This is a genomic window from Trinickia violacea (assembly GCF_005280735.1).
GTDB lineage: Bacteria > Pseudomonadota > Gammaproteobacteria > Burkholderiales > Burkholderiaceae > Trinickia_A > Trinickia_A violacea.
In genome coordinates, this window is the sequence record NZ_CP040077.1 from 830,115 (window position 1) to 855,034 (window position 24,920).

General features: G+C 62.4%; 20 protein-coding genes and 2 pseudogenes. 15 read left to right on the forward strand and 7 right to left on the reverse strand.

The features are described 5' to 3' along the window. Window positions 1-340: 340 nt before the first annotated feature. The 3 genes from FAZ95_RS03770 to fghA all read left to right on the forward strand — a co-directional run bounded on the left by FAZ95_RS03770 (window position 341) and on the right by fghA (window position 3,953). Window positions 341-1,762: a xylulokinase gene (locus FAZ95_RS03770; protein WP_137331224.1), complete on the forward strand. Its 1,422-nt coding sequence runs from the start codon at window positions 341-343 to the stop codon at window positions 1,760-1,762. A 220-nt stretch (window positions 1,763-1,982) separates the two neighbouring features. Next, window positions 1,983-3,089, forward strand: a complete 1,107-nt coding sequence (locus FAZ95_RS03775; RefSeq protein WP_137331225.1) for an S-(hydroxymethyl)glutathione dehydrogenase/class III alcohol dehydrogenase — start codon at window positions 1,983-1,985, stop codon at window positions 3,087-3,089. A gap of 15 nt (window positions 3,090-3,104) precedes the next feature. Continuing rightward, window positions 3,105-3,953, forward strand: coding sequence for an S-formylglutathione hydrolase (fghA, locus tag FAZ95_RS03780; protein WP_137331226.1), 849 nt, complete (start codon window positions 3,105-3,107; stop codon window positions 3,951-3,953). A gap of 1 nt (window position 3,954) precedes the next feature. On the opposite strand, the gene FAZ95_RS03785 is transcribed toward fghA, so the two are convergent. Genes FAZ95_RS03785 through FAZ95_RS03800 form a run of 4 tightly spaced genes read right to left on the reverse strand, consistent with a single transcriptional unit; the run spans window position 3,955 to window position 7,064 of the window. After that, entirely contained in the window at window positions 3,955-4,737 is a 783-nt protein-coding gene (locus FAZ95_RS03785; protein WP_137331227.1) for a metal ABC transporter permease, read from the reverse strand. Continuing rightward, window positions 4,730-5,656 carry an ABC transporter ATP-binding protein gene (locus tag FAZ95_RS03790; protein WP_137331228.1) on the reverse strand — a complete coding sequence of 309 codons (927 nt, stop codon included), beginning with the start codon at window positions 5,654-5,656 and terminating at the stop codon, window positions 4,730-4,732. Before FAZ95_RS03790 ends, FAZ95_RS03785 begins: the two co-directional genes overlap by 8 nt. Further along, window positions 5,653-6,573, reverse strand: a complete 921-nt coding sequence (locus FAZ95_RS03795) for a metal ABC transporter solute-binding protein (protein ID WP_137331229.1) — start codon at window positions 6,571-6,573, stop codon at window positions 5,653-5,655. The genes FAZ95_RS03790 and FAZ95_RS03795 overlap by 4 nt, the downstream gene beginning before the upstream one ends. After that, the gene (locus tag FAZ95_RS03800; protein ID WP_137331230.1) at window positions 6,570-7,064 is read right to left on the reverse strand and encodes a Fur family transcriptional regulator; all 495 of its coding nucleotides are present in this window, start codon (window positions 7,062-7,064) and stop codon (window positions 6,570-6,572) included. The genes FAZ95_RS03795 and FAZ95_RS03800 overlap by 4 nt, the downstream gene beginning before the upstream one ends. A 214-nt stretch (window positions 7,065-7,278) precedes the next feature. Between FAZ95_RS03800 and FAZ95_RS03805 the strand changes: the two genes are divergently transcribed. From FAZ95_RS03805 to FAZ95_RS03830, 6 genes are all read left to right on the forward strand, one after another. After that, window positions 7,279-8,055 (forward strand): L-iditol 2-dehydrogenase, encoded by a 777-nt coding sequence (locus FAZ95_RS03805; protein WP_137331231.1) that lies wholly within the window; start codon window positions 7,279-7,281, stop codon window positions 8,053-8,055. Window positions 8,056-8,219: 164 nt separating this feature from the next. Further along, a complete protein-coding gene (locus FAZ95_RS03810; RefSeq protein ID WP_137331232.1) occupies window positions 8,220-9,545 on the forward strand; it encodes an ABC transporter substrate-binding protein in 1,326 nt (441 codons plus the stop codon). A 188-nt stretch (window positions 9,546-9,733) separates the two neighbouring features. Continuing rightward, the gene (locus FAZ95_RS03815; protein WP_137331233.1) at window positions 9,734-10,669 is read left to right on the forward strand and encodes a carbohydrate ABC transporter permease; all 936 of its coding nucleotides are present in this window, start codon (window positions 9,734-9,736) and stop codon (window positions 10,667-10,669) included. Continuing rightward, window positions 10,666-11,529, forward strand: a complete 864-nt coding sequence (locus FAZ95_RS03820; protein ID WP_137331234.1) for a carbohydrate ABC transporter permease — start codon at window positions 10,666-10,668, stop codon at window positions 11,527-11,529. The genes FAZ95_RS03815 and FAZ95_RS03820 overlap by 4 nt, the downstream gene beginning before the upstream one ends. Further along, window positions 11,526-12,248, forward strand: a complete 723-nt coding sequence (locus tag FAZ95_RS03825; protein ID WP_254699802.1) for an HAD family hydrolase — start codon at window positions 11,526-11,528, stop codon at window positions 12,246-12,248. Before FAZ95_RS03820 ends, FAZ95_RS03825 begins: the two co-directional genes overlap by 4 nt. Window positions 12,249-12,277: 29 nt before the next feature. After that, window positions 12,278-13,393 (forward strand): ABC transporter ATP-binding protein, encoded by a 1,116-nt coding sequence (locus tag FAZ95_RS03830; protein WP_137331235.1) that lies wholly within the window; start codon window positions 12,278-12,280, stop codon window positions 13,391-13,393. A gap of 71 nt (window positions 13,394-13,464) precedes the next feature. Here the strand turns inward: FAZ95_RS03830 and FAZ95_RS39905 are convergent. Beyond that, window positions 13,465-13,968 (reverse strand): annotated as a pseudogene (locus tag FAZ95_RS39905) (transposase family protein); the annotation flags it as partial. A gap of 280 nt (window positions 13,969-14,248) precedes the next feature. Here FAZ95_RS39905 and FAZ95_RS39175 point away from each other — a divergent pair. The 6 genes and pseudogenes from FAZ95_RS39175 to FAZ95_RS03855 form a co-directional block, all read left to right on the forward strand. Beyond that, a complete protein-coding gene (locus FAZ95_RS39175; protein WP_175425513.1) occupies window positions 14,249-14,419 on the forward strand; it encodes a hypothetical protein in 171 nt (56 codons plus the stop codon). 252 nt (window positions 14,420-14,671) lie between these two features. Next, a complete protein-coding gene (locus FAZ95_RS03835; RefSeq protein WP_175425514.1) occupies window positions 14,672-15,859 on the forward strand; it encodes a radical SAM protein in 1,188 nt (395 codons plus the stop codon). Window positions 15,860-16,174: 315 nt separating this feature from the next. Further along, complete coding sequence (locus FAZ95_RS03840) at window positions 16,175-17,281, forward strand: hypothetical protein (RefSeq protein ID WP_137331237.1); 1,107 nt, start codon at window positions 16,175-16,177, stop codon at window positions 17,279-17,281. Between the two features lie 13 nt (window positions 17,282-17,294). Continuing rightward, a complete protein-coding gene (locus FAZ95_RS03845) occupies window positions 17,295-18,575 on the forward strand; it encodes an HlyD family secretion protein (RefSeq protein WP_437437717.1) in 1,281 nt (426 codons plus the stop codon). A gap of 15 nt (window positions 18,576-18,590) precedes the next feature. Further along, window positions 18,591-20,765, forward strand: a complete 2,175-nt coding sequence (locus tag FAZ95_RS03850; RefSeq protein WP_137331238.1) for a peptidase domain-containing ABC transporter — start codon at window positions 18,591-18,593, stop codon at window positions 20,763-20,765. Continuing rightward, window positions 20,762-22,195: pseudogene (locus FAZ95_RS03855) on the forward strand (TolC family protein); the annotation flags it as partial. The gene FAZ95_RS03850 and the pseudogene FAZ95_RS03855, both read left to right, overlap by 4 nt. Window positions 22,196-22,358: 163 nt before the next feature. Here FAZ95_RS03855 and FAZ95_RS03860 read toward each other — a convergent pair. Continuing rightward, window positions 22,359-23,348, reverse strand: a complete 990-nt coding sequence (locus tag FAZ95_RS03860) for a sugar-binding transcriptional regulator (RefSeq protein WP_137331240.1) — start codon at window positions 23,346-23,348, stop codon at window positions 22,359-22,361. A gap of 33 nt (window positions 23,349-23,381) precedes the next feature. Beyond that, window positions 23,382-24,863 (reverse strand): xylulokinase, encoded by a 1,482-nt coding sequence (gene xylB, locus FAZ95_RS03865; protein WP_137331241.1) that lies wholly within the window; start codon window positions 24,861-24,863, stop codon window positions 23,382-23,384. Between the last annotated feature and the right edge of the window lie 57 nt (window positions 24,864-24,920).

Genomic DNA, 24,920 nt, shown 5'->3' on the forward strand with positions numbered 1-24,920 from the left:
CGCTGGAGGCTATTCCGTACTTTCCGGCATCGATATGGGCTGCATGCGAAAAAACGTATGAGCGACGCCGCATGCACCGCGTCGCGCGGACGGAGCCCCGTGCGGAGCGTGTTGCGGGAATCCGTCGGCCGCGATGGCGGATCGTGACGTGTCGATGCGGCTATGGGGTGTATTTCGTTTCGAACATAGTGGTGTTTTGGCGTCGCGGCGCGGGTGGGTGGGTAAACCCGCGCCAGGCGCCATTCTTCAGCCTGCAGTGAAGAATCGAGCCGGGGCGTCGAGTCCGAATTCGCGGTGCGGTTATCATCGATGGCGACTCCACCCGATCACACTTTTCGCTATGCGTTTTCTCGGCATCGACCTCGGCACCGGCTCCCTGAAACTCGCGACGATCGACGGCGACGGACGCGAATGCGCAACCGCGAGCGTCGCGTACGCCGTCGAGACGCCGCAGCCGGGCTGGGCGGAGATGCGCGTCGAGGTATGGTGGCGCGCGCTCATCGAAGCGGCGGCGCGCTTGCCCGCGCAGGAGCGCGACGCGGTGTGCGCGATCGGTTTTTCGGGGCAGATGCACGGCGTCGTGCTGACGGCCGAAGACGGCAGCGCGGTGCGGTCCGCGCTGCTTTGGCCCGATACGCGCGCGGCTGGGTTGCTCGACGCGTGGCCCGAGCCGCAGCCGAATCCGGTCGCGCCGGGCATGGCCGGGCCGCTGTTGCGCTGGATCGTGCGCAACGAGCCGCAGTCGGCGGCCGCGACGCGGTGGGCGTTGCAGCCGAAGGACTGGCTGCGCGCGGCGTTGGGCGGCGTCGTCGCGACCGATCCGTCCGATGCGTGCGCGACCGCGCTCGCCGGCACGTCGGGCGCATGGAACCACGCGCAGATCGACGCGCTTGGCTTGCCGCAGGAATGGTTCGCGCCGCTCGCGCCCTCGTATGCGGCGGGCGGCACGCTGTCGGTGGAGGCGGCTCGCGCGCTCGGTCTGCGCGAAGGCATCGTGCTCGCGGTCGGCGCGGGCGACACGCCCTGCGCGGCGCTCGGCAGCGGCCTCGCGCACGACGGCGACGCGCTCCTGACCACCGGCACCGGCGGCCAGATCGTCGTGCTCGCGACGGCCGTGCCGCAAGCGGCGCGCGGCCTGCACGCGTATCGCGCGGCGACCGACCATGGGTACCGGATGGCGGCGATGCAGAACGTCGGCGTCGCGCTCGAAGCCGTGCGGGGCTGGCTGTCGTATTCATGGGCCGACGCGTATCAGGACGCGTTCGGCGTCGACCCAACGACCACGCTGACGTTCTTGCCCTACCTGACCGGCGAGCGTTCGCCATGGATGAACCCGGCGGCGCGCGGCGGCTGGCTCGGCCTTGCGCTCAACGATTCGCGCGCGACGATGATGCGCGCCGCGTTCGAAGGCGTCGCGTTCTCGCTGCGTGCCGGGCTGGACGCGATCCGCGCGAACGGTGCGCCAGTAGCGTCGCTGCGTCTTGCGGGCGGCGGCTCGGTCGATGCGCGCTGGCGGCAATTGCTCGCGAACGCGTTGGAGGCCGAGCTGTATGCGCTCGATTGCCCGAACGCCGCGGCGCGCGGCGCTGCGATGCTCGGGGGGCTCGCGAGCGGCCACTGGCATGCCGCCGATCTCGCGGCGCTCACGCCGGCGGCGACGCTCGTGGCGAGTCCGCAGCGCGACGCTGCGCTCGCCGCGCGTCACGCTCGCTTTATCGATTTGTACCGGCGCACGGAAAGCTGGTTTTCGGTATCCGCTTAAGCTAATAAACTAACGCGCGACAGTCGGCAGTCGACGATGACGCAAATTGGCAAGCACGCGGCCGACCGCCGAACGACAGCCGCGCGCATTCGGGCGATCATCGGCCGAAGCCGGACGGCACGCATCAACGGTGACGCAGTCAGTCGCCGCCGCATCGAGCGATCGAATTGACCCTGAGTCGATTCGACGTCTGAACTCAAAGCACGAAGGAGCAATCACGATGAAGACGAAAGCAGCGATCGCATGGAAGGCGGGCGCCCCGCTCACGATCGAAGAGGTCGATCTCGAAGGGCCGCGCGCGGGCGAGGTGCTGATCGAAGTGAAAGCGACGGGCATCTGCCATACCGATTACTACACGCTCTCGGGTGCTGACCCGGAAGGGATCTTCCCGGCGATCCTCGGGCATGAAGGGGCGGGCGTCGTGGTCGATGTCGGGCCGGGCGTGGGCACTTTGAAGAAAGGCGATCACGTGATTCCGCTTTACACGCCGGAATGCCGCGAGTGCAAGTTCTGCCTGTCGCGCAAGACCAACCTCTGCCAGAAGATCCGCGCGACGCAAGGCAAGGGGCTGATGCCCGATGCGACCTCGCGCTTTTCGGTCGGCGGCAAGCCGATCTTTCACTACATGGGCACGTCCACCTTTTCGAATTACATCGTCGTGCCGGAGATCGCGGTCGCGAAGATCCGCGAAGACGCGCCGTTCGACAAGGTCTGCTACATCGGCTGCGGCGTGACGACGGGCGTCGGCGCGGTGGTGTATACGGCGAAGGTCGAGGCGGGCGCGAACGTGGTCGTGTTCGGTCTGGGCGGCATCGGCTTGAACGTGATTCAAGGCGCGAAGATGGTCGGCGCGGACAAGATCATCGGGGTCGACCTCAACCCGGGTCGCGTCGAGCTGGCGAAGAAATTCGGCATGACCCACTTTGTCAATCCGAAGGACGTGGAGAACGTCGTCGACCATATCGTGCAGCTCACCGATGGCGGTGCCGACTACTCGTTCGAATGCATCGGCAACGTGAAGACGATGCGTCAGGCGCTCGAATGCTGTCACAAGGGCTGGGGGCAGTCGATCATCATCGGCGTGGCGGCGGCGGGCGAGGAGATCAGCACGCGGCCGTTCCAGCTCGTGACGGGCCGCGAGTGGAAGGGCTCGGCGTTCGGCGGCGCGCGCGGGCGCACGGACGTGCCGAAGATCGTCGACTGGTACATGGAAGGCAAGCTCAACATCGACGACCTGATCACGCACACGCTGCCGCTCGAGCAGATCAACGAGGGCTTCGAGTTGATGAAGAGGGGCGAGTCGATTCGCTCGGTCGTCTTGTACTAAACGGGAGGCATCGCGATGCTTGAACTCGTCGAAGAACACGTCTGCCACGGCGGCGTACAGCGCATCTATCGTCACGACTCGCGTGTGATCGGGCTGCCGATGCGCTTCTCCGCGTATCTGCCGCCCCAGGCGTCGCACGGTCGCGTGCCGGCGCTGTTCTATCTCGCGGGCCTCACCTGCACCGAGGAGACGTTCGCGATCAAGGCGGGCGCCCAGCGCTTCGCCTCGCAGCACGGCGTCGCGCTGATCTCGCCCGACACGAGTCCGCGCGGCGCGGGCGTGCCGGGCGAGAGCGCGTCGTGGGACTTCGGCGTCGGCGCGGGGTTCTATCTCGATGCGACGCAAGAGCCGTGGTCCAAGCACTATCGGATGTATTCGTATGTCGTCGACGAGCTGCGTGAGACGGTGCTGGCCGAGTTGCCGCTCGAGCGCGACAAGCTCGGCATCTTCGGACATTCGATGGGAGGTCACGGCGCGTTGACGATTGCGTTGCGCAATCCTGGTATTTATCGATCGGTGTCGGCGTTTGCGCCGATCGCCGCGCCGATGCGTTGTCCGTGGGGCGAGAAGGCGTTTTCCGGTTACCTGGGTGCGAATCGCGAAACGTGGAAGCAGTACGACGCGAGCGAGCTGGTCGCCCATGCGGGCAGCGCGACATTCGATGCGGGGATTCTGATCGACCAGGGTCTGGCCGATCAATTTCTCGCCGAGCAGCTCAACCCTGACGTGTTCGAGGCCGCATGCCGCGCGGCGGGCCAGCCGCTCACGCTGCGCCGCCATGCGGGGTACGACCACGGGTATTACTTCATCTCGACGTTCATCGGCGACCACGTCGCGCATCACGCGAAGGTGCTGTGCGCGTGATTTACCGCCGTGCCAGTAAGCTCAAGCCATAGACGACCGCGGCGAGCGCAGTGATCCAGAAGCTCGTCGGCCAGTCGGTGTAGAAGGCGAGCGTGACGCCGAGCCACGCTTGCGCGAGCGCGAAGAGGGCGGCGAGCAGAAGGCCGAGCGAGAGCCGCGTCGACAAGTTTTGCGCGGCCGCCGCCGGTCCCACCATCAGCGTGAACACGAGCAGCACGCCGACGATCTGCGTGCAGGCGGCCACGGTCAGCGCGGCAATGATCAGGAACAGCACGGACACGAGCCGCAGCGACACGCCTTTTGCCTCGGCCAGCTCCGGTTGCAGCGACGCGAACATGAGCGGCCGCATGATCGCGCCGAGCGCGATCAAGCTGACCGCGCCGATGCCCGCCAGCACCGCGAGCGTCTCCGGATTCACGCCGAGCACGTTGCCGAAAAGGAGCGCGGTGACCTGCGTCGCGTACGCCGTGAAGAAGTGCAGAAACAATAGCCCGAAACCGAGCGACAGAGACAGGATCACGCCGATCGCCACATCGCGCCCCGCGAGCTTTTCGCCGAGCGCGCCCATGCCGACTCCGGCCGCGACCGTGAAGCCGATCATCCCCCAGATCGGCGAGATGCCGATCAGCACCGCGCCCGTCGCGCCCGTGAAGCCGACGTGCGACAGCGCGTGTCCCGCGAACGTCTGTCCGCGCATCACGAGAAAGTAGCCGACGATGCCCGCGAGCACCGCTACGATCCCCGACGCGGCGAACGCGTTGATCATGAAATCGTATTCAAACATCGTGCGTGTGTCCGTCGCGAGAGGTGTGCGCGGTCTTCGCCGCAGGGTGGTGGCCGTGAGCGTGACCATGCTCGTGCTCATGCCCGTGGTCGTGCGCGTGGTCGTCTTCGTGCTCGTGGTCGTGCTTTTCGACCTCGACGTCGCCTGACATCACGAAGATGCGGCCGTTCACGCGCATCACGTCGATCGGCGAGCCATAGAGGCGCGAGAGCACCGGCTTCGTGATGACTTCGTCGACGGTGCCGAGCGCCGCGACGCCGCTGCCGAGATACAGCACGCGGTCGAGTGAGTTCAAGAGCGGATTGAGTTCGTGTGCCGAGAACAGCACGGTGATGCCGAGCTCGCGCTGCACGTTGCGCACGAGCTCCACGACGCCGCGCTGGTGATGGGGATCGAGGCTGATGAGCGGCTCGTCGAGCAGGAGCAGGCGCGGCTCGCCGAGCAGGCATTGCGCAAGCAGCAAGCGTTGGCGCTCGCCGCCCGACAGCTCCGACAAGGGCCGCTCGGCAAGCGAGCGGCCGCCGACGAGATCGAGCACGCGCTCGACGTTCGCGCGCGTCGCCGCATCGGCATGCGGGAGGCCCCAGCGATGGCCGTCCGCGGCCATCGCGACGAAATCGCGGCCGCGCACGCGGCGGCCGGCGAGCGCGCTGCGCGTCTGCGGCATGTAGCCGATCGCGGGATTGCCCCGCGCGACGGGCGCGCCCGCCACGCGGATCGTGCCGCTTGTGGCGGGCACGAGGCCGAGCACGGCGCGCATCAGCGTCGTCTTGCCCGCGCCGTTCGGCCCGAGCACGCCGATGAATTCGCCCTGGTTCACCGAGAGGGTGGTCTCGGTGAGGATCGTGCGTCCGCCGAGTTCGAGCGTCACGCGCTCGAGTTCGAGCGCGTGACGCGGTTTGCCGCTTGCGAGACTCATTGCCCCTTCCCTTCAAGCGCCACGGACAACGCATCGAGCTGCGAGGCCATCCATTTCTGGAAGTCCTTGCCCGCCGGCTGGGTTTCCGTGACGCTCACCGTCGGCACGCCCGAATCGCGGGCGAGCTTGAGCATGCGCTTCGTGAGCGCTTCAGTCGCCTGGCTGTTGTAGATCAAGACGCGCACTTGCTTCTCGCGCAGGTCTTTCTCGAATGCGGCAATGTCGGACGCGCTGGGTTCGGTGTCGTTCATCACCGCGAGCTGAAACTTCGGATTACGCATCGCGAGGCCGATCGCGTCGGACATATAGCCGAACACGGGCTCGGTCGCCGTCACGGGCACACCTGTGTATTTCGCCCGCAGAGCCGCAACCTTCGCATCGATCGGCTTCAGCGAGTCGAGGAACTTCGCGAGGTTGGCGTCGTAATCGGCCTTGTGCGCCGGATCGGCCGCGACGAGCGCGGCGTTCACCGCGCGCGCGACCGCGGGCATCGTCGCCGGATCGTACCAGAGGTGCGGGTTGTCGCCGGCTTTCTTGCCGACGAGATCCGCCGCGACGATCACGGTGCGCTTCGCGTTCTTCGATGCGCCGAGCAGCTTCGCCATCCAGGGGTCGTAGTCGGCGCCGTTGTAGACGACGAAAGTCGCGTGCTGCAGCGCGCGCGCCGTTTTCGGGCTCGCTTCGAAGAGATGCGGGTCTTGGTCAGGATTGCTCAGAATGCTCGTGACGTCGACATGATCGCCGCCCAACTGATGCACGACGTCACCATAGAAGTTTTCCGCCGCGACAACCGGAATCTTTGCGTTTTGCGCGAACGCCGCATGGCTGACCATGAGCGCCGCGGCGCCTGCCGCAACGAACGTCGGCAATTTCAGCACGTGACGTGCGATGGCCTGCATCGATCCAATGGCCTTCATTCTTCGTGTTCCTTATCTGGATTGTGATCTTTGGTCTTGCAATCGCCGCACAAGCCGGTGAGTTCGACCACTTGCTTGTGCACTTCGAAACCATGCGCGGGCGGCGTTGCCGAGAGGCGCTCGGCGAGTTCCTCGCCCGGAATTTCGACGGTGTCCCCGCAGCGCTCGCAGATCAGGAACTGGCTCTGATGCGGCTTGCCAATCTCGCAGCACGCGACGAACGCGTTCCTCGATTCGATCCGGTGCACGAAACCGTTCTCGACCAGAAAGTCGAGCGCCCGGTAGACCGTGGTCGGCGGCACGCGGCCGCGTTGCGGCTCGAGCGCGGCGAGCAGGTCGTAGGCGCCGATCGGCCGCGCGGCCGTGACGATCAACTCGTAGACCTGGCGGCGCAGCGGCGTGAGCGTCAGATCGTGCTCGACGGCGAACGCGTCGGCGCGCGCGAGGCGTTCGGCAAGGTCGTGGGCGGGATGGACGTGGTCGGCGGACATGGCAGCAATTCCCGAATCGCGAAAGATCAGTGAGTTCGGGATGATATAACGTATCGCGATGATATAACGTATCACGGACTTCCGCACCGCACCATCGAAATCCACCGCATTACCTTGACAGTGCTGTACGCGTATCCGATCATTCGATCAACAAACGAGCAATTGCTCAATCGCTGGGCGTTCGCTCACCGCGACAACAAATCGGAGACACGCAGTGAAACTGCAAGACAAGGTCGCCATCCTCACAGGCGCCGCCAGCGGCATCGGCGAAGCGGTGGCCATGCGCTATCTCGACGAAGGCGCCAAGTGCGTGCTGGTCGACGTGAAGCCCATCGGCAAATTCGCGCAGCGTCTCTCCGAAACCCACCCCGAGCGCGTCCACGTGGTCAGTGCGGACGTTACGCGCCGCGAGGACATCGAGGGGATCGTCGCGATCACCGTCCAGCATTTCGGCGGCGTCGATATCCTCTTCAACAACGCGGCGCTCTTCGACATGCGCCCGCTCCTCGACGAATCGTGGGACACCTTCGACACGCTCTTCGCCGTCAACGTGAAGGGCATGTTCTTCCTCATGCAAGCGGTCGCGCGCCGGATGGTCGAGCAAGGGCGCGGCGGCAAGATCGTCAATATGTCGTCGCAAGCCGGCCGGCGCGGCGAGGCGCTCGTCTCGCACTACTGCGCGACCAAGGCGGCGGTTCTGAGCTACACGCAGTCGGCCGCGCTCGCGCTTGCGCCGCACAAGATCAACGTGAACGGCATCGCGCCGGGCGTCGTCGATACGCCGATGTGGGATCAGGTCGACGCGCTGTTCGCCCGCTACGAGAATCGGCCGCTCGGCGAGAAGAAGCGGCTCGTGGGCGAAGCCGTGCCGCTGGGCCGCATGGGCGTTCCCGCCGACCTGACGGGCGCCGCGCTCTTTCTCGCATCGGCCGATGCCGACTACATCACCGCTCAGACGCTGAACGTCGACGGCGGCAATTGGATGAGCTGATTTCCCCGCAACATCGCGCAGTTCCGCCTACGCTTAAAGAAGCGCTTCAGTTACATAACGCACAAGAGAAAGGAGACGAAATGAACTACCCCCATGCTCACAGCAGTTCGCTGCCCCCCGAGGGGGCCGATGCCTTCCTTGGGGCGGCCCGGCGGAAGGCATCGATGAAACGAACGTTTAGACCCGCGCTCAACGCGCTATGCGGTGGTGCGCTGGCTTTTGCGGCGTTTGGCGCCCATGCGGCGCAGACGATCACGATTGCGATGTTGAACAACCCGGACATGATCGAGCTGAAGAAGCTCTCACCCGCGTTCGAGCAGGCCAATCCGGACATCAAGCTCAACTGGGTGGTGCTCGAAGAAAACGTGCTGCGCCAGCGCGCGACCACCGACATCACGACCAACAGCGGCCAATTCGACGTGATGATGATCGGCACGTACGAAACGCCGCAGTGGGGCAAGCGCGGCTGGCTCGCCCCGATGACGAACCTGCCCGCCGACTACGACCTGAACGACGTCGTGAAGACGGCGCGCGACGGTCTCTCCAATAACGGCACGCTGTATGCGCTGCCGTTCTACGTCGAAAGCTCGATGACGTACTACCGCAAGGACCTGTTCGCGGCGAAGGGCCTGACGATGCCCGACCAGCCGACCTACGACCAGATCGCGCAGTTCGCGGACAAGCTCACCGACAAGGCCAACGGCGTCTACGGCATCTGCTTGCGCGGCAAGGCGGGCTGGGGCGAGAACATGGCCTACGTGACGACGGTCGTGAACACGTTCGGCGGCCGCTGGTTCGACGACAAATGGCATGCGCAGCTCGATTCACCCGAATGGAAGAAGGCGGTCACGTTCTACGTGAATCTGCTGAAGAAGGACGGCCCCCCGGGAGCGAGCTCGAACGGCTTCAACGAGAACCTGACGCTGATGTCCTCGGGCAAGTGCGGGATGTGGATCGACGCGACGGTGGCGGCCGGCATGCTGTACAACAAGCAGCAGTCGCAGATCTCGGACAAGGTCGGCTTTGCGGCCGCGCCGACGGCGGCCACGCCGAATGGCTCGCACTGGCTGTGGTCGTGGGCGCTCGCGATTCCGAAGTCGTCGAAGCAGCCGGATGCGGCCAAGAAGTTCATCACCTGGGCGACCTCGAAGGGCTACATCGAGATGGTCGCGAAGGATGAGGGCTGGGCATCGGTGCCGCCCGGCACGCGCGAGTCGACCTATGCGCGTCCCGAGTATCAGCAGGCCGCGCCGTTCGCGAGCTTCGTGCTCAAGGCGATCCAGACCGCCGATCCGACTCATCCGACGCTGAAGCCCGTGCCGTACACCGGTGTGCAGTTCGTCGGCATCCCTGAGTTCCAGTCGTTCGGCACCGTGGTCGGACAGAGCATCGCCGGTGCGTTGGCAGGCCAGATGGGCGTCGACCAGGCGCTGGCCGCGGGCCAGGCGACCGCCAACCGCGCGGTGCAACAGGCCGGCTATCAGAAATGACGTAACGCATTTCCAGGCGGCGCGTCCCCCGCGCGCCGCTTGGGAGCTTCGCAGCACAGCGGGCCGCGTTCCCTGCGCGGTTCGCGCATGAGACAGAGAGCCCCCAAACCTGGCGCTGCGCGCCAGGCCCCCCGAGGGGGTCCGCAAACTTGGGGCGGCCCGGCGTTTTCTCAAGAGGTGTTCCGATCATGCGTCATCTTCATCTCCCTCTCACTCACGCCCCCGCGCAGACCGAGCACGAACGCGAAGCGCGGCGCGCCTCGTCGACGCGCTGGCTGGTTGCGCCGTCCGTATCGGTGCTGCTGCTATGGATGGCGATCCCGCTTGCGATGACGATCTGGTATTCGTTCTCGCGCTACAACCTGCTGAACCCGGACATGAAGGGCTTCGCGGCCCTCGACAACTACCGGTTCCTCGTCACCGATCCGTCGTTCGTGCCGTCGATCGTGCATACGATCGAATTGATCGGCTCGGTGCTGATCATCACGGTGGTGGGCGGCGTGCTGATGTCGGTGCTGTTCGACCGCAAGTTCTATGGGCAGGGGGTCGCGCGCCTGCTGGCGATCGCGCCGTTCTTCGTGATGCCGACCGTGAGCGCGCTGATCTGGAAGAACATGATCCTGCACCCGGTGTACGGTCTCGTCGCCGATGCGATGCGTGCGGTCGGCTTGCAGCCGATCGATTGGTTCGCTACGTATCCGCTCACCGCGATCGTCGTCATCGTCGCGTGGCAGTGGCTGCCGTTCGCGTTCCTGATTCTGTTCACGGCGATCCAGTCGCTCGACCAGGAGCAGAAGGAGGCCGCGAAGATCGACGGCGCCGGCCCGTTCTCGATGTTCTTCTTCATCACGCTGCCGCATCTGAAACGCGCGATCGCCGTGGTCGTGATGATGGAGACGATTTTCCTGCTGTCGATCTTCGCTGAAATCTATACGACGACGGCTGGTGGCCCCGGCAACGCGACGACCAACCTGTCGTACCTGATCTACGCGGTCGGCCTGCAGCAATTCGATGTGGGTATCGCTTCGGCGGGCGGCATTCTCGCCGTGGTGCTCGCGAACATCGTGTCGTTCTTCCTGGTCCGCATGCTGGCGAAGAACCTGAAAGGGGAGTACGAGAAATGAGCAGCCCGACCTTGCAAACCCCCGTGCAGTATCGCGCGCCGTCGCCGGTCATCAGCGCGATCAAGCGGATCGTTCCAGGCGTAGTGGCCTGGCTGATTGCCGCGGCGCTCTTCTTCCCGATCTTCTGGATGACGATCACGGCGTTCAAGACCGAACAGCAGGCGTACTCGTCGTCGCTGTTTTTCACGCCGACGCTCGAGAGCTTCCGCGAGGTGTTCGCGCGCAGCAACTACTTCGGGTTCGCGTGGAACTCGGTGCTGATCTCGGTGGGCGTCACGGTGATCTGCCTGCTGTTCGCGGTGCCGTGCGCGTATGCGATGGCGTTCTTCCCGAACAATCGCACGCAGAAAGTGCTGCTGTGGATGCTGTCGACGAAGATGATGCCGTCGGTCGGCGTGCTCGTGCCGATCTATGTGATGTGGAAGAACGCGGGCTTGCTCGACACGGTGTCGGGGCTCGTCATCGTCTATTCGCTGATGAATCTGCCGATCGCGGTGTGGATGGCGTTCACCTACTTCAACGAGATTCCGAAGGACATCCTCGAAGCCGGACGCATCGACGGCGCAACGACGCTGCAGGAGATCGTCCATCTGCTGATGCCGATGGCGGTGCCCGGGCTCGCATCGACGGCGCTTTTGCTCGTGATCCTGTCGTGGAACGAAGCGTTCTGGAGCATCAACCTGTCGAGCTCCAATGCAGCGCCGCTGACCGTGTTCATCGCGTCGTATTCGAGCCCTGAAGGCTTGTTCTGGGCGAAGCTGTCGGCGGCGTCGCTGCTGGCGGTCGCGCCGATTCTGATCGTCGGCTGGCTGTCGCAGAAGCAGCTCGTGCGCGGCCTCACGTTCGGGGCGGTCAAATGACGGACCACGCGAAGCGCGCGATGAGCGACGGCGTCAACGGCAAGTCGGTGCTGATCTGCGATTGCGACGGCGTGCTGATCGACAGCGAAGCCGTCGCCGCGCGGATGCTGGTCGCCGAGCTGGAGGCGCGCTGGCCCGACGCCGACGTCGAACCCGTCGTGCTGCCGCTGCTCGGCTTGCGCATCGAGCGTGTGCTGGCCGGCGCCGCGGCCAAGCTCGGCCGCACGCTGACCCCCGGCGACATCGAGGCGATCCGGCGCGCGGTCGAAGGGGCCGCGAAGGATGCGCCGATGGTCGACGGCATCGAGGAGGCGCTCGCGCAGGTCAATCTGACGAAGGCGTGCGCGAGCAACAGCTATACGGACTACGTCGAGGCGGTGCTGGCTCGCACCGGGCTCGTGCGTTTCTTCGGCGATCGCGTGTTTTGCGCCGACAACGTCGAATTGCCCAAGCCCGCGCCCGACGTCTACCTGGCCGCCGCGCGCACGCTCGGCGCGGCGCCGGAGGCGTGTCTCGTCATCGAGGACAGCGTGACGGGCGTCACCGCTGCGAACGCGGCGGGGATGACGGTGCTGGGCTTCATCGGCGGCGGTCATGCGACCAGCGCGCAGATCGACGCGCTACGCGGCGTCGGCGCGCGGCACGTATTCGACGACATGCGCTCCCTGCCTGCGCTCGTCGAGCATTGGCGCATGAGCGGCGCGCTCAATCTGCATTGAAGCGGTAGACAATTGAACGGAGACAGATCATGGCAAGCGTGACATTGCGCAACGTGGCGAAGCGCTACGACGAGACCGAGGTGCTGCGTAACGTGAACCTCGACATCAACGACGGCGAGTTCGTCGTCTTCGTCGGCCCGAGCGGCTGCGGAAAGACGACGCTGATGCGGATGATCGCCGGTCTCGAAGACATCAGCGCCGGCGACCTGAACATCGACGGCTCGCGCATGAACGACGTGCCGCCCGCCAAGCGCGGCATCGCGATGGTGTTCCAGTCGTACGCGCTCTATCCGCACATGACGCTCTACGACAACATGGCGTTCGGCTTGAAGCTCGCGGGCGCGAAGAAGCCCGAGATCGACGCGGCGGTGAAGAACGCGGCGAAGATCCTGCACATCGATCACCTGCTGGACCGGAAGCCGAAACAGCTCTCGGGCGGCCAGCGGCAGCGCGTCGCGATTGGCCGCGCGATCACGCGCAAGCCGAAGGTGTTCCTCTTCGACGAACCGCTGTCGAACCTCGACGCGGCGCTGCGCGTGAAGATGCGGCTCGAGTTCGCGCGCCTGCACGACGAACTGAAGACGACGATGATCTACGTGACGCACGATCAGGTGGAAGCGATGACGCTCGCGGACAAGATCGTCGTGCTGTCGGCGGGCAACGTCGAGCAGGTGGGCAGCCCGAACCGGCTCTATCACGCGCCGGCGAACCGTTTCGTCGCGGGCTTCATCGGCTCGCCGAAGATGAACTTCCTGGGCGGCGTCGTCGATTCGGTGACGACCGATGGCGTGCTCGTGCGCTTTGAGACGGGCGAGACGCAGCGTGTCGCGGTCGAGCCGGGCAAGGCGAAGGTGGGCGATAACGTGACGGTCGGCATTCGGCCCGAGCACCTGCATATCGTCGGCACGGCCGATTACGGCATCGCGGCGCGGACGATGACGGTGGAGTCGCTCGGCGACGCGGCGTATCTGTATGCTGAGTCGTCGGTCGCGCCGGATGGGCTCATCGCGCGCATTCCGCCGCTCGATCACCACGACAAGGGCACGACGCTCAAGCTCGGCGCGACGCCGGATCATTGCCATCTGTTCGACAGCGATGGGCGCGCGTTCGAGCGGAAGATCGTGGAGGTGAGGTCGGCGGCGTGAGGGGGGCGACCTGTGGGCGATCTTTGGAAATGGTTTCGCAGGGCCAGCGGGTGTGATCACGCGCGCTGGCGGTCGCTCTTGACCTCGGCGTGAATCGCCTTGACGTGCGCCAGCAGCACATCGTCGCTCACGCGGCTTCGGTGCGGCTTGTCCTGCACGGCACGTTGCCGACTTTGATGAAAGCCGCTCGGCCTGACTTCCACCACTCGGCATAACACCGAAACAGGCCAGTGAATGTGGTTGCGTTCGATGAACGCGTACTTCGTGTCGAGTCCTTCGCGAAGTACGCTGCGGCTTTTTTAGGACGTCGTGCTCCATCTTCAGCCGTGCCACCTCGGCACGCAATCTCGACAGCTCAATCTGCTCTGGGCTCACTGGCTTCGTGCCTGCGCCTCCAAGCCGGCCGACCTGTTCGGCCTTGAAACAGTCAGAAATCGTTTGCGCCAGCACCCCCAACATCGCACCCACCCCAGATCTGCTTTGGCTGGCCTTGACTAGAGCGGTACAGCTTCCAACTCGAATTCGTGCGTGCCGCTGGCCTTGTGGCGCTGGCTTTCGCATGAATGGTCGAGGATTTCTCCGGGGCGCTAGAAGAAGACGGCATGCGCCAGCGAATTATGCTTTTCGCGTTATGCGCTTCTCCCTTGGCCAGTCGGTGGCATGGCATCGTCTGCCGATTTTCTTCAAAGTAAGTTGACCGAAATGTGATTGAGATGATAGTGTAAGGTGCCGTTTGGAAATGCTATGTACTCCTATAGACGGTAATCGAGCGGGCAGTGGCAATTCTCGTTCTTATGGTGGATTAGCTCTGCCTGGAATCGCATGTCTTGTGTCGTTGATTAAAAGGAAAATCAAATGGATCTGCATGTGTTCAAAAAAGAAATGATGGCTGGCGCACAACAAGAGGAACGTGAGCTGCTCGCCGAGATCGATCCGGAATTGCTTGCCCTGGTCGGTGGCGGCGCTGACTCTCAACCCAAGGCGCGTGCTTGGTTTGCCAATGCTTCCTTTTCGAAGCGCTTCTAAGTAATTTACATCCTGTTGCCTTATTAAGGTAGCGTCTGGCGCGATACGCCTTGGTGGCGTATCGCTACTGATCGGGCTGCGCCGCGTGGCACTAATGTATTCACTGAGAATGGTGTGTTCATTTGCATCGGCATCTAAAAATTAGATGCCGCCTCGTCTGCAATGTGAAAAGTTGTTCCACTCATCGGTGTTTCCCTAAGTGCATTGAGCCTGAATCAAGTTCGTGTGTTTTGGCCAATAATGGGCGTCGAAATGATTGAGCACGATAAAATCAATAGGCTTGAGGTGATACTCAAGGTGACTGAAAGGTGCAACATTGATTGCACTTATTGCTATTATTTCAATGGAAATAATCGTGATTACATGGGGCAACCTCCTTACTTGACGGTCGATACAGCGAAATCTCTTGCTGTTTATTTGCGCAATGCCGCTTGTTCTCATTCGATCGATGAGATAAGAATTGATTTGCATGGTGGCGAGCCTCTTTTGATGAAAAAGGCGAAAATGAGCGCCGTTCTTGAAATCCTCCGGAGCGGCGTCGCAGATTTCACGGATTTAACAATTTGCATCCAGACTAATGCAACATTATTGGATGAAGAGTGGATTTCTATTTTTGAAAAATATAGCGTATCCGTTGGGGTAAGCCTGGATGGTTCGCCGGACGAGAATGATCTTTATCGAGTTGACAAGAAAGGGAAAGGCACTCATTCGGTGGTCGTAAAGGCCATTGAGTTGTTGAAGGCGGCAAACAAAAAAAGCGAAGGGATATTTGCCGGAATTATTTGTGTGGTAAATCCGGATTTTGATGGGAAAAAAATTTACCGCCATTTTGTGGATGACTTGGGGGTTGAAAGGATTCATTTTCTAAAGGCAAATCAAACAAGGGATGGGGCAGACATAAAATTGGTGGCGGGCACTCGTAAGTTTTTGCTCGGCGCGTTGAACGAATGGATCAATGACGGAAATTTCAATATCTATGTAAGGCAATTCACCGAGCCGCTTAAGCAACTCTGTACATCCAGCGCACCAAGTCCTTGTTCCGATCGATATGTTGCCATGACGGTTAGGGCGAACGGTGACATAGCTATCGATGACGACTTTCGCAATACGCTGCCATCACTTTTTAATCTCGGATTGAATATCTCGGATAGCGCATTGGCAGATTTTCTCGATCGGCCGGGAGTGGCTGATTTTCACCGGGCTTGTGGTGAAGTTTCGCCGTCTTGTTTGCAATGCGGGGCAAGAGAAATATGCAAAAATGGCACTGGACTTGCTGAGTCTGTCCTTCACAGATACAGCTTCATTAACAAATTTCGCAATGCCAGTCTGTTCTGCGAAAGTCATCAGGCTATCATAATTCGGTTGGGTCAATTTGCCATTTCACGTGGCGTGCCATGGTCGACAATTGAGAGAAATATGGCTGGTATTCGCAATAATTAAGCGATGCTATTCTTTGCTTTTACTCATCGCCTTACGCAGTATTCGCGAAGTATTGCGAGGATTTGGGGTGCGTGCTGCGCCTTATTCGGTTAACAGTGGGCGATCACGATTCATCGGGAGATCGACGCAGTCCGCTGTAACGGTTTTAGGACGAAGTGTGCGAGCATTGGATGAAATTGTGCGTGAGTTTGTCGGCTTTGTCTGGGTTGTGCTGATCGATTTCTTATTTGTCGATAGCTTTGTACGAATTTTTATCCAATCTCGCGCGACAAATCCATGTGATATTGCCGTGATTTTTTTAAGGTGCTTAATAGCATGATTCGCAAACTATTTCTCGTCATCCTATTTGCTTTGCCAATTGGTGTGTGCGCCGAAAATCTAGGCGTGGAAACTGGGTCGCACGCGTCCGGCCTCAGAAGTGATTTTATAGTTCCAACAGCCGCCTCAGCTGAGTTTCCATTTTCTGGCACTGAGATCACGATGCCTGACGGGAATCGACTGCGCTACTATTCTTCGGATACATCGATGCGCGAAAAACCATTGGTCATTTTCATTCCGGGGAGTGAATGTAACGGTGCCTTTCCAGCGTTTCCAGATGGGCAACGCTCCATGGGGTCAGAGGGATTCGCCCTGAAATTCAAGGGAAAAGTCCGCTTAGTTGTGGTTGAGAGCCCAGGTATCGAGGATCGTTTCGCGCGCGAAACTGCATCCGGGTGTTCATTGGAATTCAAGAAAATGGCAAATATGCAAGCACGATTGGATGCATTGCGAACCATTATCGATGACCTCCGCCATCGCGGCTGGATTAATAGTCATCCATTTATGATTGTCGCCAGTTCTGAAGGCGTTTCTATAGCATCACGTTTTGCAATGTCGACGAAGGAAGTGTCTCACCTTCTGCTAATTTCTGGGTTTGGGACTGGGCAAACATTGGCGACACTCCACGCCGCACTCACCGGCTGGGGAAACTGGAATTTCTTGGCCGAGGTTGAACCAAATGATCCACTTGATCGATTGCAATCGACTTTAACCGGTTGGGAACAAGTGCGCAGGAGTCAGGTAAAGGAGTCAAATGTAACCATTGCAGGGCACGGTGAAGCCTATTGGCGAACTATAGGCATGGCATCGCCTGCGGAAAACGTGCTCGAATCCAAGACACAGCTTTATTTGGTCCAAGGAGGACTCGATCAAAGCGCGTCAGCAGTCGACTATGAGGCTGGGATTGCATATCTTGTGGCACATGATCGCCCCTTTGTAACGGAGTACATTCCATGTGGGGACCATTTTTTGGTGTGCCCAAAGGACAATGGAGAACCTAATAATCTTCAAAAGGTCATTGAGCGTGGTATGGAATGGTTCCTGACCGGTCGGGTGCAAAGCGCCTTTGCTGCATCGTTTAATCCTTCCGCGACGTTGCAGTAGCTTGTCGACTGACGTGGCAAACGGCATAGAAAAATCACCGTTCCGGCAGGCCGCTCTGGCGGCGCAGGGTGCACAGACGCTCGGAGAGATCGTTCTGGTGCGTCCCGTATCGTTCGCGGTGCTCGCGTCCGCTATGACCTTCATGGCGGCCTGTGTGGTGCTGCTGTTCGCATTCGGCAGCTACACGCGCCGCACCACGGTTGAAGGCGTGATCGAGCCCGACACGGGCCTCGTCAAGGTGTATGCACTGCAACCGGGCGTCGTGGTGAGCAAGGCGGTGGTCGAAGGCCAGCATGTCACGCGCGGGATGGTGCTCTATACGGTCTCTGCTGATTTACAGAGCGCTACGGAGGGCCGTACGCAGACCGCGTTGATCGAACAGACGCGTCAACGCCAGCATTTGCTGCAGCAGGAAATCGACAAGACGAGCGCGCTCCAGCGGGACGAACGCGACACACTGCAAGCGAAACTTGCCAGCCTGCGCTCGGAACTCGCGCGTCTCGACGATCAACTCGCCAACCAGCGTGAGCGTGCTTCGATTGCTGCAGACGGCGTTGCCCGCTATCGCCGTTTGTTGGATCAGGACTATGTCTCGACTGACCAACTGCAGCAGCGGCAGGCCGATATGCTCGAACAGCAGTCGAAACTGCTCGGCCTGCAGCGTGAGCGCGCTAATGTGGCTCAGGCACTCAAGGAGACCTCAAACGATCTCTCCGGCCTCGCTCTCAAGCAGCAGAATCAACTCTCGCAGATCAACCGCAGCGTGATCGACATTAGGCAGGCGTTGATCGAGAGCGAAGCACGGCGCGAATTTTTAGTTACGGCGCCCGAAACCGGCGTCGCGGCAGCCGTGATCGCAGAGCCGGGACAAACGATCGATACCACACATCCGACTGCGAGCATCGTGCCGGACGGTGCACGCTGGAAAGTCCACCTGTTCGTGCCAAGCGCGGCCGTCGGCTTCATACACGCCGGCGATCCTGTGCGGATTCGCTATCGGGCCTATCCGTATCAGAAATTCGGTCAGTACCACGCGCGCGTATCTTCAATCGCGCGCACTGCGCTGTCAGCGGCGGAACTGTCGACGAGCGGGATGCCGACCGTCGACGGCCGTGGGGGCGACGGCTCGTTTTATCGCGTCACAGCCACGCTCGATGCGCAGACGGTGAACGCATACGGCAAGCCGCAACCGCTGCAAGCCGGCATGGCGCTTCAGGCCGATATCCTGCAGGAGCGCCGGCGTCTATACGAATGGGTGCTCGAACCGCTCTACAGTGTCACTGGTAAACTTTGATTCCGCTGTCTTCCCATGTCCTTTCTCGAACGTCTCTCGTTTGGTGTCGGCCGCAAATTGCCGATGTTGCTGCAGACCGAAGCGGCTGAATGCGGACTCGCGTGCCTCGCGATGATTGCTGGCTATTTGGGCCACCACGAGGATGTCGCAACATTGCGCAGCCGCTTTCCTGTATCGCTCAAGGGCACCAGCCTCTCCCGCCTGATCGAGATTGCTCAGCAACTTGGTCTCGGCGCTCGCGCGTTGAAGCTCGATCTCGACCAGCTCGACCAACTGCGCGTGCCATGCATATTGCACTGGAACTTCAACCACTTCGTGGTGTTAAAGGAGGTGAGCGTTCGGAGCGCAGTGATCCACGATCCCGCACAGGGCACCCGCAAGCTGCCGCTCAATGTGCTGTCACGCTCATTTACCGGCGTCGCGCTGGAGCTGTGGCCAACGAGTGCCTTGGAGCCGCGCGAAGCAGCGCCTTCGATCAAGCTGCGCGCGCTGCTCGGACCGGTGGCGGGGCTGTCGCGTGCGCTTGCTCAAGTTCTAGTGCTTGCCCTCGCGCTCGAGGTGTTCGTGCTGGTGCATCCATTCTTCCTTCAGTGGGTCATCGACGAAGTGATCGTCAGCACAGACCGCGACTTGCTCACCGTGCTCGCACTCGGTTTCGGGCTGTTGCTGATAATGCAGCAGGCGACGAGCGCCATTCGCGCGTTGGTGTTGATGTACTTCGGCACGACACTCAATTTGCAGTGGCGCGCGAACGTGTTCACACACCTGCTCAATCTGCCTCTACGGTACTTTGAGCGGCGCCATCTCGGCGACGTCGTGTCGCGATTCGGTTCAATTGAAACGATCCAGAAGACACTCACCACGTCGTTCCTCAGTGCGGTAATAGACGGTTTAATGACGGTCGTCACGCTCGCGATGATGTTTGTCTACAGCCGCCTGCTCGGCTGCGTCGCGCTCGGCACAATGGCTCTCTACGCTCTGATGCGGTGGCTCTCATATCAGCCGCTGCGCCGGGCGACCGAAGAGCAAATCGTGCGTGCCGCCAAACAGGAAAGTCATTTTCTCGAGACCGTGCGCGGAATAAAGACGATCAAGCTATTCAACCGGCAGAACGAGCGCCGTTCAGGCTGGCTATCGCTGCTCGTTGAGCAAATCAACGCCGGATTACGCATACAGAAGCTGCAACTGCTTTACCAACAGCTTAACGGGCTGTTGTTCGGCATCGATGGCATTTTGGTCATCTGGCTCGGGGCGAGGATGGTGATGGACGGCCAGTTCACGGTCGGCGCGCTGATGGCGTTCAATGCATATAAGGGACAGTTTGACAATCGCGTCGCGAGCCTAATTGACAAATACTTCGAAGTCAAAATGTTGCAGCTACAGGGTGAGCGGCTGGCCGACATCGTGTTCCAACAGTCCGAACCTGGCGCAAACCAGCGCCACGTGCCAGGCGAGTTGGACAACTTGGCGGCCAGCATCGAATTCGACGCGATCGGCTTTCGCTATGCCGACGGCGAGCCGGCTGTGCTCGACGGCATATCGCTTGTGATCGAGCCGGGCGAATCAGTTGCGCTCATCGGGGCATCGGGCTGCGGCAAGACGACACTCGTCAACGTGCTGCTCGGGATGCTTGAACCAACAGCTGGCAAGGTGAGGATCGGTGGAGTCGACGTCGACCGGCTTGGCCTTGACCGGCTACGTTCGCTCGTTGGTACCGTGCTTCAGGACGACGTGCTGTTCGCTGGCTCGATCGCCGAAAACATCAGCTTCTTCGATCCGGATTCCGATACTCAGTGGATTGCTGAGTGCGCGCGGCTTGCCGCTGTACACGACGACATCACCGCAATGCCGATGGGCTACAACACGTTGGTCGGCGACATGGGTACCGTGCTGTCGGGCGGGCAGAAGCAGCGGGTCCTGCTCGCCCGCGCGCTCTATAAGCGCCCGAAAATTCTCGTGCTCGACGAAGCGACAAGCCATCTCGACTTGCAGCGCGAGCAGCAAGTCAACTCGGCAGTGAATGCGCTGCGGATGACCCGAGTGATCGTCGCGCATCGACCGGAGACGATTGCGTCGGCCGAGCGTATCGTGATGTTGAAGGAGGGGCGGGTCGTAATCGATCGGCCTGCGACAGCTCTTTCCCGCTCGATAGCCGATTCGCCTGACTTCGCAGAACAGGTGGGTCGATGAAATACTTTCTTCCACTCGCCGTCTCTGCTACAGCCCTGGCTGGTTACCCCCACGCCGAAGCGCAGATGCGCGATGTGTTCCGCACGCGCGGCGACGTGTCGGCAACGCCCACCATGCAGTTATTGCATGGGACGTCGTGTCGCCCTCTATCGGACGCGCGTTCACTCGAACTCGAGGACGCGATCCTGCAGGCGATCTGCGCGAACCCGCGGGTACACCGGGCTTGGGCCGATGCGCGTGCTCAGGCTGCTGCGCTCGGCTTCGTCGATGCGGCGTACCTGCCGACGCTTCACGCGACGGCGGGTATCGAACGCGACACGTTATCCACCACCTACGACTACAGTGCGCTCCGCGCGGACTCGATCAGCCAGTCGCAAAACACGTCTAGCAAGTACGCAATGCTGAACCTGAGCTGGGTGCTGTTCGACTTCGGCAAGCGCGGCGCTGCGCAGCGGCAAGCGCGCGCGCTGCTCGCCGCCGCCAACGCATCTCAGGACGACACGCTGCAGACTGTGCTCTTTAACGCGGCGCGGGCATTCTACGCGCTGCGAGACGCGCAGGCGTTGCTCGCCGCCGCGCAGCGCAGCGAGGCAATCGCGGGTGAGAGCGTCGCGGAAGCGAGCGCGAAACACAAAGCTGGCGCTGGCACGCTTGCCGACGAACTGCAGGCGAGTACCAGTTTCCGTCGCGCAGTGCTCGATCGCGTCAGCGCGGAAGGCGACGTGCGGGCGGCGGCAGGTGCGCTCGCCATCGCGATTGGGCTCGACGCGAATACGGCATTGCAGATTGCACCGCAGGAGCGCGACCCGGATGCGCTGGCCGAGCTCGGAGCCGGCATCGACCAATTGATCGACGAGGCGAAGCAGCACCGGCCGAATCTCATCGCCGCACGCGCCAAGCTTGATGCAGCCCGTGCGAACGTCGATGCGGCGCGTGCGCAAGGTCGTCCGACCATCTCGCTGGTCGGCAGTCTGACGCAAAACAACCCGTCATACCAACAGCAGCCACAGTCGATACCTATCACGCGCAGCCGGGGCAGCATGATCGGCATGCAGGTGACGATTCCGATGTTTGAAGGCTTTGCATCCGGCTATCGCGTCGAGCAAACACTGGCACAGGCCGATGCGCAGGAGGCGACGCTGCGCGACACAGAACTCCAGGCGTCGCTCGACGTATGGACTAGCTATCACGGCGTGCAGGCCAGCGCGATCAATCTCGCAAACTCGCGGGACTTGCTTAACGACGCGCAGCGCGCGCTCGACATCACGCGGGGTCGCTACAAGGAGGGTGTCGGGACTTTCACTGAGTTGCTGAATGCTCAGACGGCGTTCGCCGATGCGCAGAAGCAGCGAGTTCTTGCCGTATCGAAATGGCGGGCCGAGTGCCTCAAGCTCGCAGCGAGCCTTGGCAGACTAGGGATATGGAGCGCAACCCGTAGAGATCCCGAATCTCTATCCCGCCTATTGGATCGCGAAGGGATATCGGAATTTGGAAGCCTACCAGGGCGATAGCACGGATTTCTTGGGCTGCAGTTTGGAGAGGCCGGAGAGGTGATCTACGTGGCAGGGCCGACGCCCTGCCATCGAACGCGGACTAGTCGCGATTGCCAGCCTTCGTCGCGGCCCGCACGTCCACGTCCCCCTCCAAAGCGGCCCGCGCGCAAACCTCATCGGTGACGAGCCCCGACAGCCACCCGCCTTTAAGCGCCGCGATCACCGCATCGCGCTTCCTCTCGCCACCCGCAAAGCCGATCGTCGGCCGCTTCGGCGGCGAGTCGAGCGGGACGCTCGTCACGCGCCGCCCAGTCGGCGATTCGATGCGCCTGCCGTCGGCATCGATCGGCAGCCCGAGCGTCTCCGCCACGGCGCCGAGCGCCATCAGCTCGTTCAGTTCCTCCGTGGTGATAAAGCCGTCCTCGTGCAGCGGACAGCGCGGCCCGATATTCCCGATCCCCACGAACGCGACATCCGCTTCACCGGAGAGCGCCTCGACGATCCGGTACAAACGATGGTTGCACCACTGCGCCCGTTCCGTTTCGTCGTCCGCGATCAACGGTGCGGGCAGCAGAAAATGCTTGCCGCCTGTCTTCTCGGAAATATGCAGCGCGACGTCGTAGCGGTTCGACGAGCCATCCTGTGCAATCGCGCCGACCATCGACACGAGCCGATGCTGCGGGCGCTCCAGTTGCGCGATCTGATCGACCGCGGCCTTCAGCGTCCGGCCGCTGCCGATTGCGATCACCATCGGCTTCTCTTCGATCAGGTAGCGCTCCATCACCTGCGCGCCCGCCACCGCGAGCTTGCGATCGACGGCTTCGGGGCTGTCGTCGTCGATCGGCACGACCTCGCACATCGACAACCCATAGCGCGCCGACAACTGGTCGGCGAGCGCGAGGCAGTCGGCGAGCTGGTGGTCGACGCGCACGCGAATCAGGTTCTTCTCGACCGCGAACGCGACGAGCCGCTGCGCGACCGGACGCGACACCTGGAGTTTTTCGGCGATCTCGTTCTGCGTGTTGCCGGCGACGTAGTAGAGCCACGCCGCGCGCGTCGCGAGATCGAGTTTTTCGTTGGATTTGGGCACGATGCCGCCGGAGTGAGAGAGGAATGAGAACGATTAGGCGAGCCGCTTGCGAGAGGGCTCGAAAAGCGGCTGGACGTGGCGGTACAGCTCGCGATAAGCCGTGAGCCGTTCGCGCAGTTGTGCGTGACGTTCGGCATTCGGCGTGAACTCGGCCTGGACCGGCGGTTTGGTCAGCACCTGCGCCGGGTCGCCGCCCGCGGCGAGCCAGCCCAGGCGCGCTGCGCCAAGCGCGGCGCCCGTTTCGCCGCCGCCGTGCTTGCGGGTTTTCGTCGCGAGCGCGTCGGCGAGCAATTGCGCCCAATACGCGCTGCGCGCGCCGCCGCCGATCATCGACAGCGCGCTCACTTCGGTGCCGGCCGCGGCGAGCGCATCGAGGCCGTCGGCGAGCGCGAGCGTCACGCCTTCGAGCACCGAGTAGCCGAGCAGCGCGCGGTCGGTCGCGTGCGTCATGCCGAAGAAAACGCCTTGCGCGTACGGGTCGTTGTGCGGCGTGCGCTCGCCCGAGAGATACGGCAGAAAGAGCGGCGCGCCGGACAGCGTCCTGCCGTCGAGCGCTTCGACTTCGGCGAGCAGCGTCGGCTCGTCGGTGCCGGTCAGCTTGCAGACCCAGCGCAGGCAGCTCGCCGCCGACAACACCACGCTCATCTGATGCCAGCGGTCCGGAATCGCGTGGCAAAACGCGTGGACGGCGGACGCCGGATTCGGCCGGAAGCGGTCGCCGACGACGCACAGCACGCCCGACGTTCCGAGCGACACAAACCCGTCGCCCGGCTGCGTCGCGCCGATGCCGATCGCGCTCGTCGCGTTGTCGCCGCCGCCTGCGGCGACGACAACCTCGCCTGAGAGACCCCACTCGCGCGCGAGTTCGGCGCGCAGCACGCCGGACGGCTCGCTGCCTTCGGCCAGACGCGGCATCTGCGAGCGGCGCATGCCGCAGGCGGCGAGCAGGGTATCGGACCAGTCGCGGCGCGCGACGTCGAGCCATAGCGTGCCGGCCGCGTCGGACGGATCGGAGACTTTGCCTCCCGTCAGTTGCAGCCGCAGGTAGTCCTTGGGCAGCAGGACGCAGGCGGTTTGCCGGAACAATTCGGGTTCATGGCGTGCGACCCACAGCAACTTCGGCGCCGTGAAGCCGGGCATCGCGAGGTTGCCGGCGATCGTGTGCAGATCGGGCGCGCGTTCGGTCAGCTCCGCGCATTCGTCGACGCTGCGCATGTCGTTCCAGAGGATCGCCGCACGCAAGACGCGGTCTTCGCTATCGAGCAACACCGCGCCGTGCATCTGCCCCGACAGGCCGATGCCGCGAATCTGCGCGAACTCGGCGGGGTGGGCGTGGCGCAAGGCCGCGATGGCGGCGCGTGTGCCGCTCCACCAGTCGGCGGGATTCTGTTCGGCCCAGCGCGGATGCGGACGGGAGACGGTGAAGGGCGTTCCCGCCGTGCCGACCACGCGTGAGTCAGGGGCGAGCAGCAGCACTTTCACTTCGGACGTGCCGAGGTCGATGCCGAGAAACATGGGCAGGGATCGCGTCGTTGAGAAAGCGCTACTTTAGCCGCGCGGGGCGCGATGCGC